At 73.0% G+C, this 13,367-nt stretch carries 13 protein-coding genes and 1 pseudogene; 6 read left to right on the top strand and 8 right to left on the bottom strand.

What is annotated here, in order from left to right; translation table 11 throughout:
* Window positions 1–106: 106 nt before the first annotated feature.
* Window positions 107–1,363: an erythromycin esterase family protein gene (locus GA0074694_RS00975; RefSeq protein ID WP_091451011.1), complete on the bottom strand. Its 1,257-nt coding sequence runs from the start codon at window positions 1,361–1,363 to the stop codon at window positions 107–109.
* A 72-nt stretch (window positions 1,364–1,435) separates the two neighbouring features.
* Here GA0074694_RS00975 and GA0074694_RS00980 point away from each other — a divergent pair, with 72 nt between their 5' ends.
* Entirely contained in the window at window positions 1,436–1,627 is a 192-nt protein-coding gene (locus tag GA0074694_RS00980; protein WP_091451014.1) for a DUF2795 domain-containing protein, read from the top strand.
* A gap of 65 nt (window positions 1,628–1,692) precedes the next feature.
* Here GA0074694_RS00980 and erm read toward each other — a convergent pair whose 3' ends face one another.
* Window positions 1,693–2,496: an ErmE/ErmH/ErmO/ErmR family 23S rRNA (adenine(2058)-N(6))-methyltransferase gene (erm, locus tag GA0074694_RS00985; protein ID WP_091451017.1), complete on the bottom strand. Its 804-nt coding sequence runs from the start codon at window positions 2,494–2,496 to the stop codon at window positions 1,693–1,695.
* 602 nt (window positions 2,497–3,098) lie between these two features.
* Window positions 3,099–4,001, bottom strand: a complete 903-nt coding sequence (locus tag GA0074694_RS00990; RefSeq protein WP_176737739.1) for a Gfo/Idh/MocA family protein — start codon at window positions 3,999–4,001, stop codon at window positions 3,099–3,101.
* 161 nt (window positions 4,002–4,162) lie between these two features.
* Here GA0074694_RS00990 and GA0074694_RS00995 point away from each other — a divergent pair, with 161 nt between their 5' ends.
* Both GA0074694_RS00995 and GA0074694_RS01000 read left to right on the top strand, forming a co-directional pair.
* A complete protein-coding gene (locus GA0074694_RS00995) occupies window positions 4,163–4,558 on the top strand; it encodes a hypothetical protein (RefSeq protein WP_091458449.1) in 396 nt (131 codons plus the stop codon).
* A 49-nt stretch (window positions 4,559–4,607) separates the two neighbouring features.
* Entirely contained in the window at window positions 4,608–5,024 is a 417-nt protein-coding gene (locus GA0074694_RS01000) for a hypothetical protein (protein WP_091451021.1), read from the top strand.
* A 59-nt stretch (window positions 5,025–5,083) separates the two neighbouring features.
* On the opposite strand, the gene fabG is transcribed toward GA0074694_RS01000, so the two are convergent.
* Window positions 5,084–5,842: a 3-oxoacyl-ACP reductase FabG gene (fabG, locus tag GA0074694_RS01005; protein ID WP_091451025.1), complete on the bottom strand. Its 759-nt coding sequence runs from the start codon at window positions 5,840–5,842 to the stop codon at window positions 5,084–5,086.
* Between the two features lie 286 nt (window positions 5,843–6,128).
* Window positions 6,129–7,781 (bottom strand): alpha-amylase family protein, encoded by a 1,653-nt coding sequence (locus GA0074694_RS01010; RefSeq protein WP_091451029.1) that lies wholly within the window; start codon window positions 7,779–7,781, stop codon window positions 6,129–6,131.
* A gap of 74 nt (window positions 7,782–7,855) precedes the next feature.
* Between GA0074694_RS01010 and GA0074694_RS01015 the strand changes: the two genes are divergently transcribed.
* Window positions 7,856–8,458, top strand: a complete 603-nt coding sequence (locus GA0074694_RS01015) for a DUF1349 domain-containing protein (RefSeq protein ID WP_176737740.1) — start codon at window positions 7,856–7,858, stop codon at window positions 8,456–8,458.
* 146 nt (window positions 8,459–8,604) lie between these two features.
* Window positions 8,605–9,276: a DedA family protein gene (locus GA0074694_RS01020; protein WP_091451033.1), complete on the top strand. Its 672-nt coding sequence runs from the start codon at window positions 8,605–8,607 to the stop codon at window positions 9,274–9,276.
* Window positions 9,277–9,295: 19 nt separating this feature from the next.
* Here the strand turns inward: GA0074694_RS01020 and GA0074694_RS01025 are convergent.
* The 3 genes and pseudogenes from GA0074694_RS01025 to GA0074694_RS01035 all read right to left on the bottom strand — a co-directional run bounded on the left by GA0074694_RS01025 (window position 9,296) and on the right by GA0074694_RS01035 (window position 12,051).
* Window positions 9,296–10,686: pseudogene (locus tag GA0074694_RS01025) on the bottom strand (chitinase).
* Between the two features lie 63 nt (window positions 10,687–10,749).
* Window positions 10,750–11,586: a YidC/Oxa1 family membrane protein insertase gene (locus tag GA0074694_RS01030; protein WP_091451036.1), complete on the bottom strand. Its 837-nt coding sequence runs from the start codon at window positions 11,584–11,586 to the stop codon at window positions 10,750–10,752.
* Between the two features lie 165 nt (window positions 11,587–11,751).
* Window positions 11,752–12,051 carry a DUF6412 domain-containing protein gene (locus GA0074694_RS01035; protein WP_176737741.1) on the bottom strand — a complete coding sequence of 100 codons (300 nt, stop codon included), beginning with the start codon at window positions 12,049–12,051 and terminating at the stop codon, window positions 11,752–11,754.
* A 151-nt stretch (window positions 12,052–12,202) separates the two neighbouring features.
* On the opposite strand from GA0074694_RS01035, the gene GA0074694_RS01040 reads away from it, so the two are divergent.
* Window positions 12,203–13,363: a carboxylate-amine ligase gene (locus GA0074694_RS01040; protein ID WP_425413569.1), complete on the top strand. Its 1,161-nt coding sequence runs from the start codon at window positions 12,203–12,205 to the stop codon at window positions 13,361–13,363.
* The last annotated feature ends 4 nt before the right edge of the window (window positions 13,364–13,367 follow it).

Here is a 13,367-nt window from a genome sequence, read left to right on the forward strand (position 1 = left end):
CTGACACCGGGCCGGGGTGAGGTGGATGCAGGGGCCCCCTGCAGTACAAAAAGCGGTAACAGGGGTCCCCTGCATCCACCCCGACCGGCCGCCGGCCCGGGACGACTCAGGTGCCGGCCGGGTACGTTTCCAGTTCGCCCGGGGTGGTCAGGGCCGGCAGCGGGTGCAGGGCGCTGGTCTCGTCGCACCAGACGAAGGCGTCGTAGCGCTCGCCCAGCCGGGTGGGCACGTAGTTGGACCGCGACTCCAGGGACGGGTCGTAGACCACCCCGATCGCCCGGTGGTCGACGGTGTCGGTGACCCAGTCCGGCTGGTCCGCACCGTCGAAGACCAGCACCGCCCGCTCCGGCAGCAGCTCGTGCAGCCGGTGTTCCAGCGAGCCCGGGCGAGCCGGCGGGGCGGTCATCGTCTCGGCCGCCGATCCCCAGCGCGGCGCGGCCACCAGGCCGCCCCGGTAGCTGCCGAACCCGACCAGCACCACCGCCGCGTCACCGTGCCGTTCGCGGGCGAGTTGCCCGAGGTTGACCAGGCCGGCGCGGGCCATGTCGGTGGCCCGGGCGTCGCCGACATGGGTGTTGTGCGCCCAGACCACACCGCGGGAGCCGGGTCCGTACCGGTCCAGCAGGCGGTCCAGGGTGTCCGCCATGTGGATGTCGCGGACGTTCCAGGACTCCTCCCCACCGGCCACCATGACCCGGTAGTACCGCTCCGCGCCCGCCACCACCTCGGCGTTCTGCCAGGCCGAGAAGCGGTCCGCGCCGTCGGCGGTGGCCTGTTCCCGGGTACGCGCCAACAGGCGCACCACCTCCTCCTCGCAGCGCGCCGAGACGAACCGGCTGGCCAGCCCGTACTCCTCGGGTCGTTTGCCGTACGGCTCGAAGCAGCGGTACGCCTCCTGCGCGGCCTCCAACGACGCCGGGTCCTCCTCGCCCAGATAGTCGAAGATGGCCTGCATCGACTCCCAGAGGCTGTAGACGTCCAGACCGTGGAAGCCGGCGCGGCCCGCCTGCCCCCGGTCCACGTTCCACGCGCGCAGCCAACGGCAGAAGCGGGCCACCTCGGCGTTCGCCCACATCCAGGTCGGCCAGCGCTCGAAGCGTTCCAGTGCGACCAGGGGGTCGGCAGCAGCGCGCGGGGCGGCGGTGACCGAGCGGTGCACCCGGTCGCAGTCCGGCCAGTCCCCCTCCACCGCCACGAAGGAGAAACCGCACTCCGCGATCAGGCGGCGGGTGAGCTGCTCCCGTAGCCGGTAGTAGTCGTAGGTGCCGTGCGTCGCCTCGCCGAGCATGACGATCCGGGCGTCGGCGACACGCGCCAGCAACGGGTCGAAGTCGCTCGGTGCGCCGAGCCGCTGGACCAGCATGTCCGCGGCTACCCGAGGCGGGTCGGCGCAAACCCGGGGTGTGCGCCGACCGCCAGCGGGTAGCCGGCGTCCATGACGGTCACCGACGGGCAGTGGTGGGAGTACCTGACCGGACTGGACTACCCGGTTTCCCGGGAGGACCTGGTCCGTCGGGCCCAGGAGGTCGGCGCGGGCACCGAACTGCTCCAGGCCCTCCGGGCGTTGCCGGTCGGGGAGTTCGCCTCGGCCGACGAGCTGACCGACGCACTGGCCACCCTCGCCTGACCGCCGGAACGCCGGAACGCCGGAACGTCGGTGCCGGTCAGCCCCGTCGGGCGTGCAGGCGCCGGTCAGGCCCGTCGGGCGTGCAGCAGCCGGAACAGCACCAGCCACTGCTCCGGCCAGACCGCGCCGACCGGGGTCGCCGGGTCGAGCCGGACCGCGCGCAGCGCCGCGTCGACCCGGGGCCTCGGGTGCGCCGCCCGAAGCGAGGCCGCGAGCGAGCCGCCGACCCCGCCGAAACCCAGCTCCACCATCCTCCGGTACGCCGGCAGCGCCACCGTCGGCAGCAGCGGCTCCGGCCGTCGTCCCAGGCGCAGGATCCCGGCGTCGACCCGGGGCACCGGGCGGAACGCCGTCCGGGGCACCCGACCGGCCAGCCGCCAGGAGAACTCGGGCCAGGTCGAGACGGTCAGCCGGGTCCACCTGCCGTAGTTCCCGCTGCGTTTACGGGCGTATTCGAGCTGGGTGAGCAGGGTCGCGGAGCGCAGCCCCGGCGCGGCGAGGCACCAGCGCACCACGGCGGCCGTCAGCGACCAGGGGATGTTGCCGACCACGGCGAACGGCTCCTCCGGCGGTGCCACCGTGAGGAAGTCCACCGGCCGGTGGTCGACCCCGGGCAGCGCCGCGCAGACCGCAGCCAGGTCGGCGGTGACGGTCGGGTCGACCTCGTACGCGACGAGTCGCCGGCAGTGGGCGGCCAGCGGCCGGGTCAGCTGACCCCGACCGGCACCCACCTCCAGCAGCAGGTCGTCCGGGTCGGGGCGGGCTGCCCGGACGAACCGCGCGACGGCGGCCGGGTCGGTGAGGGAGTTCTGGGACAGTACGCGACGGGAGCGGTCGCGTGCGGTGGTACGAGTTCGGCGGGGCGCCACGGGTTCGTCCTGTCTGCCGCCGGACGGCGGCGATGCGGACAGGCAGCGCGGAGCGGGACCTGTCCGGGCGGATCGGGACTCGGACGACCCTGGGCAACGGCGGAACACGCGACACCAGCCCCACCCGCTGAGGTGCATGCAGGGGACCCCTGTTACCGCTTTTTGTCGTGCAGGGGTCCCCTGCTACCAACCCACCCCGCACGGCGGCAGGGTGTGACGGTGGGAGACGACCGCACTGCGGTGCCACCGCGCGGCCTGCGCGTACGCGGCCGTGCGGTTCAGGACCGCGTCAACTCGGACGTGGAGCGGTCAGGCGTGGCGGGCGTACCGGCCGGCCAGGGCCGGACGCCGGACTCGCGGGCGGGCCGTCAGGAGCTGGCCCCACGCGGCCGGCATCGCGGCCACGTCGATCAGGGCATGCGTGATCATGCCCGCACCGTAGCCCCCGCCCTGTCCCCTCCGCCTTCCCTTTTTCGTCCCCGCGCAGCCGTCCGAAGGTCGCGCCGGGTGCAGGGGACGGGTCCGTTCACCCTGCCGGACTACTGAATAGGCGAGCAGCCCGGCCGATGGGTCGCCGTGACGCGGGTGGGTGGCCCCGGGCGTCAGGAGAGGACGATGGTCCGCGAGGTGGCACGGGACTGTTCGGCGGCGGCGAGGACGGCGACCACCTCGCGGCCGAAGCGGACGTCGCAGTGGTGGTCCCGGGTACCCGCGTCGATCTCCTCGACCAGTTGGTCGACGGCGATGCCGAAGGCGGCGACCGGGCGGCCGTCCCCGGGCGGCAGGACCGCGACGCCGTTCTCACCGAAGAAGACCACGTCCCGGGTCACCGCCTCCGGCGGTGCGTCCAGGGTCAACGACATCGCGCTGGTGGCCCCGCCGTCATGGGTGAGCAGCAGGTGCACCAGCCCACGCGGCCCGTCCGTGGTGGTCACCCGGGTCACCCGGCCGAGCACCGGCAGGATCTGGGAGAGCGCGTGCGGGCCGATGTCCCAGAGTGCGCCGTGCTCCCGCCGCCAGGCCGAGTCCGCGTACGGCGTCTCCGGCTCGAAGATCGAGGAGAACAGGGTGGCCCGCGCGTGGTGCCAGCCGCCTGCGGCGGCGGTCGCGCCGAGGAAGCCCACCACGTTCGGGTGGAAACGTTGGGTGAAGAAGACGATCGAGGCGACGCCGGACTGCTCGGCGGCGGCGACCACCCGGTCGGCGTCGGCCAGGTCCAGCGCCAACGGCTTGTCCAGCAGCAGGTGCCGGCCGGCGGTGGCGGCGCGGACCGCGATCTCCGCCTGCACGTCCGGCGGTAGGGCCACGGCGACCGCGTCCACCGCGTCGATCAGCGCGTCCACCTCGTCGTACGTGGGCACGCCGTGCCGCCGCGCCAGCGCGGCGGCCTTCTCCGGGGTACGCCCCCACACCCCGGCCAGCTCGGCGCGTGGATGCGCGGACAGTGCCGCCGCGTGCGTCTCCGCCGCCCAGTGACCGGTGCCGAACAGCCCGAACCTCAGCAACCCGCACCCCCATCGCTCGTGCGTCCCGACCGGTGGTCCGGCCCGCGCCCTACGCTAGTGCGCCCGTCAGGCGGACGCAGCCGAGCCGCAGGGTGCCCCGAAGGCGACCGGAACCCTGAGTACGCTGTCCCGGTGACCGAGGTAGCGACGGGGTGGCCCCGATGACCAGTGCCGCCGCAGCCGGCTCACCCGTGGACGGGGTCCTCGCGACCGTCACGATCGTGCTGTCGCTCGTACTCGCGGCGTGGAGCCTGGTGACGGCGGCCCGCAACCGGCCACCGGACCGCACCCACCTGCTCGGCCTGGCCGTGCTGGAGATCGCGCTGCTGGCGCTGACCGTGGTCGCCCTGGTGGCGCTCGGCGGGGGCGACCGGCCGGGCGAGCCGGGCGCGTTCGCCGGCTACCTCGTGACGCTGGTCTTCCTGCCGCCGCTGGCGGGCGTGCTGGCCAGGATGGAGCCCACCCGCTGGGGCGCGGCGATCATCGGCGTGGTCTGCCTGGTGCTCCCGGTGGTGGTGGTCCGGCTCCAGCAGACCTGGGCGGTCGTCGGTGGCTGACCGACCGGAGAAACCACCAGCGGCGGACCGACCGGCAGCCCCGTCGGCGGTGACGTCCGCCCGGACGCCGGAACGTGCCACCAGCCGGGGGCCGGGACGGCTGCTGATCGCCGTCTACCTGCTCTTCGCCATCGCGGCGACCTCGCGGGCCGGACTCCAGATCCTCACGAGGTTCGACGAGGCCCCGCTGGCGTACCTGCTCTCCGCGCTGGCCGCGGTCATCTACATCGTGGCGACCGTCGGGTTGGCCCGGGGCGGGCGCGCCGGTCGCCGCACCGCCCTGGCCTGCTGCACGATCGAACTGGTCGGGGTGCTCGGGGTGGGCGCGCTCAGCCTGGTCGACCCGGCACTCTTCCCGGACGACACGGTCTGGTCCGGGTTCGGCAGCGGCTACGGCTACGTCCCGCTGGTGCTGCCGGTGCTCGGCCTGCTCTGGCTCCACCGCACCCGGCACGAGCGGACCTGACCCACGCCTGACTCCCCGCCCGAGCGGCGGCTGCGGGCAGGGAGTCAGCGGGACACGGATCAGTCGCGGGGGCCACCGGCGACGTAGACGACCTGACCGGAGACGAAGCCGGCCCCCTCACTGACCAGGAACGAGATGGTGTGCGCCACGTCCTCCGGCCGACCGACCCGGCGGACCGGGATCTCGGCGGTGGCGTGCTTCTGGAGGTCCTCGAAGTCCACCTTCATCCGGGCGGCCGTCGCCGCGGTCATGTCGGTGACGATGAAGCCGGGCGCGACCGCGTTGACCGTCACCCCGAACGGACCCAGTTCGATCGCCAACGTCTTGGTGAAACCCTGGAGACCTGCCTTGGCGGCGGCGTAGTTCGCCTGCCCCCGGTTGCCCAGCGCCGAGGTGCTGGAGAGGTTGACGATGCGCCCCCACTTCTGGTCGACCATGTGTTTCTGGGCGGCCTGGCTGAACAGGAACGCGCCGCGCAGGTGCACCCCCATGACCGTGTCCCAGTCGGCATCGGTCATCTTGAACAACAGGTTGTCGCGGAGCACCCCGGCGTTGTTGACCAGGACGGTCGGCGCGCCCAACTCGGCGGCGACCCGCTCCACCGCCGCCGCCACCTGACTCCGGTCGGACACGTCCGCGCCGACGCCGAGTGCCCGGCCGCCGGCCGCGCCGATCGCCTCGACGGTCTCCTTCGTGGCGGACTCCTCGATGTCGACCACGGCGACCGCCAGGCCGTCGGCGGCCAACCGGCGGGCGGTGGCCGCGCCGATCCCCCGCGCGCCTCCCGTGACGATCGCGACCCGTTGCCCCTCGGCCATACCTACCTCCCAGTAACAAGGCGACCTCCGCACCCTACCCCTCGTGACCACACCACGCGGACCCCTGCGCGGGAAGCGCGGTGCGGTCGCGCGGGAGGGTGGCGACGCCGCTCGGGCTGAGGTGGTAGCAGGGGTCCCCTGCTACACAGAATGCGGTAACAAGGGGCCCCTGCAACGCGGGAAGAGCAGGCGCGCGGACCGCGCGGGAGAGGCAGGCGCGCGGACCGACGGGAAGAGCAGGCGCACGGACCGCGCGGGAAGCAGGATCCGCAGCGGCGGTACGGGGTCAGGAGGACCAGGCGCGACGCAGCCGGATCCAGCGGTAGCCGTAGCCGGCGATCCGCAGCGCGTCGAGCTTGCCGGTCCCCCCGTAGTCCCGGTCGGTGAGCACGTCGACCGGGAGGTCGGCCTCGGGTTCCAGCATGCTGAGGTCCACCGTCGCGTCCCGCGTACCCAGGTTGTGCAGGAAGAGCATGGTGCCGGTCACGCCGTCGGCCCGGTGGGCGAGCACGCCGGGCGGCATCGGCACGTCGATGTGGGTGGTGGAACCGGAGCCGGTCTCGGGGGCCTCACGCAGCGTCCGGATCATGCGCTCGAACCAGGCCAGCAGCGAGTTGCGGTCCCGGCGCTGCTCGGTGACGTTGACCTTCTCGTAGCCGAACTCCCCCTTGTCGATCACCGGGCGGACCAGCTTCTCCGGGTCCGCCGTGGAGAAGCCGGCGTTCGGCTGGTACGACCACTGCATCGGGGTACGGATCGCCTGCCGGCCGGGCAGGGAGAGGTCCTCGCCCATCCCGATCTCCTCGCCGTAGCGGAGCACCGGCGTGCCGCGCAGGGAGAACTGGAGGGCGTACGCCAGCTCGATGCGGCGACGGTCGTTGCCGAGCATCGGGGCGAAGCGGCGGCGGATGCCCCGGTCGTAGATGCGCATCTCCTTGTCCGGGCCGAACTGCGCGTACACCTGCTCACGCTGCTCGGCGGTGAGCCGGGAGAGGTCGATCTCGTCGTGGTTGCGCAGGAAGGTGGCCCACTGCGCGCCGTGCGGCAGGGCCGGGGTGTCCCGCAGCGCGTCGATCACCGGTTCCGGGTCCTGGCGGGCCAGGGCGAGCATCAGCCGCCCGTTGAGCATGAAGTCGAAGAGCATGTGCACCCGGTTGGCCGAGCCTGCACCGTCCCCGAAGAACTGCGGCAGCTCGTCCGGCTCCACGTTGGCCTCGGCGAGCAGGACCGCGTCGCCCCGCCGCCACTGCACGTGCTGGCGCAACTCCGTGAGGAACTCGAAGTCCTTCGGCGAGTTGGCGTTCCCCGGTTCGGTCAGCTCGATGATGAACGGCACGGCGTCCATCCGGAACCCGGAGACACCGAGTTGGAGCCAGAACGACATGATCTTCTTGACCTCGTTCCGGACCTCCGGGTTGGCCATGTTGAGATCCGGTTGGTACTTGTAGAACCGGTGGTAGAACCAGGCCTTCGCGGTCCGGTCGTAGGACCAGGTCTCGTGCTGTTCGCCCGGGAAGACCATGCCCTGGAAGCGGTCCGCCGGCTCCTGCTCGGACCAGACGTACCAGTCCCGGTACGGCGAGTCCGGCGACGACCGGGCCGACTGGAACCAGGGGTGCTCGTCCGAGGTGTGGTTCACCACCAGGTCGATGATCACCCGGATGCCCCGGTTCGCCGCCTGGTGCAGCAGTTCGGCGAAGTCGCCCAGGGTGCCGAAGCGCGGATCGACGTTGTAGAAGTCGGTGACGTCGTAGCCGTCGTCCTTGTTCGGCGACGGGTGGATCGGGTGCAGCCAGAGGCAGGTCACCCCCAGCCGGGCCAGGTAGTCGAGCCGACCGATGAGGCCCCGGATGTCACCGACCCCGTCGCCGTCGGAGTCCGCGTACGTGTCGATGTCGAGGCAGTAGACGACGGCCTCGGAGTACCACCTGTCACCCATGCCGTCGTACCTTCTCCCGTCGACCACCACGGCAAACACGAGCACACCTCGGCCGGGCGGGTAGCCTGGCGGGCGTGGAGCGTGAGGACGGGCCGCAGCCGGTGGACTGGGCCGAGGGAAGCTGGCTGCGCCCGCCGGTACGGGTCGAGGCGGCCCCGGACGGTGGACTCCTCGTCGAACCCGCCGCCGGCAGCGACCTGTGGCGGCACACCAGCTACGGATTCGTGCACGACGACGCCCCGGCCCTGCTCGCGCCGTTCCCCACCGGCAGCGCGGTCGAGGTGAGCTTCCGGCTCGACTACACCGAGCAGTTCGACCAGGCCGGCGTGCTGGTCCGGGTGGACGAGGAGCACTGGACCAAGGCCGGCGTCGAGGTCTCCGACGGGCATCCTCAGCTCGGCGCGGTGGTCACCCGGGGCGTCTCGGACTGGTCGGTCGCACCGGTGCCGGAGTGGGTCGGCCGGGAGGTGACGGTGCGGGCGAGTCGGGCCGGCGACGCGCTGACCGTCCGCGCCCGGGTGGCCGGGCAGCCGTGGCGGCTGGTCCGCCTGGCCCCGCTGGCTCCGACGGCGGCGGCCACCGCCGGCCCGTTCTGCTGTTCACCGACGCGGGGCGGGCTCACCGTACGCTTCACCGGCTGGCGTCGCGGCCCGGCCGACGCCGCCCTGCACGACTGAGCCGACGGCCGCTGCGGACGGTCCCACCGCCCCGTGGTGCCGGCTGCTGGTCCGGGGCTGCCGGTGGCGGGCGACACGAACAGGTGTGGCCGGCGCCCTACCGGGTAGGACCATCGGATCGATGGACTCCCGGCGGAAGGATACCCATGGCACTCGCCGACAACGTCGACCCGGCTCAACTCGGCGGGCTGACCGGCTGGGTGGCCGGCGTCATCGAGGCGATGGGCGCACCCGGGGTGGCCCTGCTCGTCGCCCTGGAGAGCATCATCCCGCCGATTCCCAGCGAGATCGTCCTGGCGCTGGCCGGCTACCTGGCCGGCGAGGGCCGGTTCAACGTGGTGGTGGTCTGGCTGGCCGCCACCGTCGGTTCCCTGGTCGGCGCGCTCGTCCTCTACTGGGTCGGCGCGGTGCTGGGCGAGGACCGGCTCAAGCGCTGGCTGGACCGGCTCCCCCTGGTGGACCGCGACGACCTGGAACGCGCCGACCGCTGGTTCGAGCGGCACGGCCGCTGGGCGGTGCTGTTCGGCCGGATGGCACCGGTGGTGCGCAGCCTGGTGTCGATCCCGGCCGGCGCGAACCGGATGCCGCTGATGGAGTTCAGCCTGCTGACCACGCTGGGCAGCGGGATCTGGAACGCGATCTTCGTCGGGCTCGGGTACGCCCTCGGTTCGCGCTGGCAGCAGATCGACAAGTACAGCTCCTGGTTCGACTACGGCATCCTCGCCGTCTTCGCCTTCCTGATCGCCAGCTGGGCGGTGAAGAAGGCGCGTCGCCGCCGGGCGCGGCGCGACCGGCAGTCGGTGACCGCCGGCCGCTGACCGCGCCCGCGACGTCGGCTCAGGGCAGCGTCGCCAGGTGCGGCTTCACCGTACGGGCGAAGCCGTTGCCGTTGCTGACGTCCCAGTTGATCGACCACGTCATCGCGCCGCGCAGGCCCGGGTAGGTGCGCGGCGGCCGGAAGCTGCCGCAGTTGGTGCCCTTCGCCCGGCAGTCCATCGCGGCGTTGACCACACTGGGCGGGACGCTCCCGCCGCCGGCCGCGCCCGGACCGGCGGGCAGCCCGAGCGCCACCTGGTCGGGGCGGAGCCCGGCCTCCAACTGGATGCAGGCGAGCGCGACGATGAAGTTCACCGTGCCCTGCGGGTACGCGGCGTTCTGGTCGCAGCCGAGCATCGCCCCGGAGTTGTAGTACTGGGTGTGCACGACGGTGAGGATGTCCCGGATGTCCAGGGCGAGCTTGAAGTAGCTGCCCGCCGGGGACTGCATGTCGATGGTCTGCGGGGCCATGGTGATGATCAGGTTCGCGCCGACCTTCGCCCGCAGCGAGCGCAGCGCCTGCCCCATGTAGGTCGGGTTCAGGCCGTTCTCCAGGTCGATGTCGACCCCGTCGAAGCCGTACCGCCCGATGAGCGCGTGCACGCTGTCGGCGAAGGCGCTGGCGCTGGCCGCGTCGTTGACCGCCACCCGGCCGGTCTCGCCGCCGACCGAGATGATCACCTTCTTGCCCCGCGAGCGGAGGGTCTGCACGTCCGCCCGGAAGTCGGCGTCGGTGTATCCGCCAAGGGCCGCCGACAGGCCCGGATCAACGGCGAAGGTGACCGCGCCGGGGGTGGCCGTCGCCTCGGCGAAGGCGACCGCGACCACGTCGTACTCGCTCGGCACGTCGCGCAGCGGCAGCTCGACGGCCGGGTTGTCGAAGTTGTGCCAGTAGCCGGTGAGCACGTGCTTGGCCAGGCCGGAGGTGGGTGGCGGGGTCGTCGGGGGCGGGGTGGTGGGCGGCGGGGTCGTCGGCGGCGGTGTGGTGGTGGTGGGCGGCGGTGTGGTCGGGGTGGTGCCGCCGCAGGGCGCGCCGTTGAGGGTGCAGTTGCCCGGTGCGCCGGAACCGGTGGCGACGAAGCCGAAGGACACCGACGCGCCCGGGGCGATACTGCCGTTCCAGGAGCGGTTGGTGAAGGTGTACCGCTGGCCGGATGAGGTGAGCAGGGCGTCCCAGTAGGTGCCGACGCTGGTGCCGGTCGGCAGGTCGAAGGTGAGGCTCCAGCCGTTGACGGTGCTGCCGCCACCGTTGGTGATGGTGTACTTCCCCTCCCAGCCGGTGCCCCCGTCGGCGGTCTTCGCGAAGGTCGCGCTGGCTCCGGCGGCGAACGCGGGCATCGCCACCCAGGCCGCGCCGAGGGTCGCCACCGTGCGGCGACCAGGGAGAGGACAAGAAATCGGGAACGCTTCATACGACCCTCCAGGCCCGAGCGGGCATCCATGGATGTCAACAGGTCGGTTAATTATGAAGAAAGTTAACTGTTTATGTCCAGGGTGGGGGGCGAGGTCGGTCGGCCACGACGCAGCACGGTGTGCTCCAGTGCGGTGAAGGCGGTGGTGGTGACCAGGTAGAGCACGCCCGCCAGCGGCACCACCAGCGCGACCGGCAGCGTCGCGTACGGCAGCAGCGGCAGGATCCGACCGACGGTCGCTCCCACGTCACCGGCCACTCCACCGACCGCCGCCGGCCCGCCCGACGGGAGCGGCCCGCCGGACGACGCCGATCCGCCGGACGACGCCGATCCGCCGGACGACGCCGATCCGCCGGACGACGCCGGTGCGGTGGCCATGGTCCGTCGCATCCGGCGCGACGCCAGCCAGGCCAGGGCCAGCAGCGCCGCCAGGAGTACGCCCCAGACCGGTCCCGCTGCTCCGGCAAGGCCGTCGCCCAGCTCGTGCCCCAGCGGCACCCCGGCCAGCCGCCCGGTCAGCGGCGACTGGTCGCCGGCGGTGAAGAGGCGGTACATGACCAGGAAGAACGGTGCCTGGAGCAGGGCCGGCAGGCAGCCCGCCAGCGGGCTCGCCCCGGCGGAGCGGTACAGGTCGAGCAGTTCCCGCTGCAACCTGGCCGGGTCGTCGGCGTACCGGCGACTCAGCTCGCCGACCTGTGGGGCGAGAGCGGCACGACGGCGCTCCCCACGGACCTGGGCGACGGTGAGCGGTGCGATCAACAGCCGGACCGCGACGGTGAACCCGACGATGGCGACGGCGGTGGCCGCCCCGCCGGACAGTGGCGCGAGCACGGTGGCGAGCGCGGAGACGGCGTGGGACGCGACGCCGACAGCGGCGTCGAGTGGCGCGAAGGCGAGCATGGACGTACCCCTCGGTGCGATTCCGGTCGGATGTCCTCGACGGACGGGTGACGGGCGGAATCGACCGCGTGCGCGGAGCCGACGGTGCGGACCGGCGGACCCGCAGGTGCGGGCCGATCGGTCGACGGACGGCGGGTGGAGGTGCCGGCGGGACCCGGCGACGCGTCACGCGGTCGCGGGGCGTCCCCCCGGCGCGCGGGGGCGGGGTCGGCCCGGCGCGTCCGGGTCGAGCTGCCGGGGCACCCGACGGCGGCGGGCCCGTTCACGCAGGGACCGGGCCCGGCGGACGGCCTGCGGCCCGGCCGCGCCGACCACCGTGACCAGGACGGCCACCGTCGTGGCGAGCAGCAGCGCGACGCCGACCGCCGCACCGGCGAGCAGCTCGACCGGGCGGTCGGCGAGCACCACGACCTGGCCGAGCGCGGACGCCCAGACCCAGATCGCCAACGACAGCGGAGCCGGCACGTGCCCAGCCTAGGACCCGCTGTCACGTTCCCGACCTCGGCGAACCGGACCCGACACGCCGGGACAACGTTTTCCCGCCGCGTACGGCTGGGTAGCCCTGAGAGCCCAGCACCCGCGGGCGACGCGGGCCGGAAAGAAGGTGGTGAAGGCCGTGACCGGCCAGGTGGCGAAGCAGGACGTGACGAGCACGCCGGACGGACCCGATCTCCTCACCGTCGGCGTCGAGGAGGAGTTCCTTCTCGTCGACCCGCACACCGGCGTGGCCGTGCCCGCCGTCGACCTGGTGATGGAGCAGGTGCCCCCCGAGCTGGGCGGCCAGGTCGAGCGGGAGTTCCAGACCAGTCAGATCGAGATCGGCAGCCCACCCGGGCTGGACCTCGGGGCGATCCGGCACTCCCTCGGATTGCTGCGCGCCGGGCTCGCCGACGCCGCCGAGCGGGCCGGCGTCCGACTGCTCGCCATCGGCACCGGCCCGGTCGAGGGGCCGGTGCCGCCGGTGGTGGACAAGCCGCGTTTCGACCGGATGGTCGAGCGGTTCCGACTGCTCGCACCCGGTCCGGGCAACAACGGCGTGCACGTGCACGTCGGAATCCCCGACCCGGACACCGGTGTGCGGGTGCTCAACCACGTCCGGCCCTGGCTGCCGGTCCTGCACGCGCTCACCACCAACTCTCCCTTCTCCGCCGGGGAGGACACCGGGTACGCGAGCTGGCGCTCGGTCGAGTGGGAACACTGGCCGTCGGTGGCCCCGACCCCCTGGCTCGACTCGCACGCGCACTACCAGCGGCTGATCCGGCAGCTCATCGACAGCGGCGTGATGCTGGACGAGGGGATGCTCTACTGGTACGCCCGGCTGTCCGCGAAGTACCCGACCGTGGAGATCCGCATCGGCGACGTCTGCCCGTCGCTGGACGACACGATCCTGGTGGCCGCGCTGGTCCGCGCCCTGGTCGGCACCGCGCTGGCCGACATCGCCGCCGACCGTCCGGCGCCCCGGGTCGACCACCACCTGCTGGTCGCGGCGCACTGGCGGGCCGCCCACGACGGACTGACCGGCAAAGCGGTCGACCCGCACACCGGCGAGGTGGGGCCGGCGTGGGACCTGCTGGACCGCCTGGTCGAGCGGGTCCGTCCCGAACTGGTCCGGCACGGCGACGCCGACCGGGTCGACGACCTGCTCGCCGGGGTACGCCGGCACGGCACCGGAGCCGAGCGGCAGCGCGCGGTGTACGCCCGTACCGGTCGCCTCGTCGACGTGGTGGAGGACGTGGCGCGACAGACGCGCGGGGGTTCGCCGACGGTGACAGACTGATCCG

The organism is Micromonospora inyonensis (assembly GCF_900091415.1).
GTDB lineage: Bacteria > Actinomycetota > Actinomycetes > Mycobacteriales > Micromonosporaceae > Micromonospora > Micromonospora inyonensis.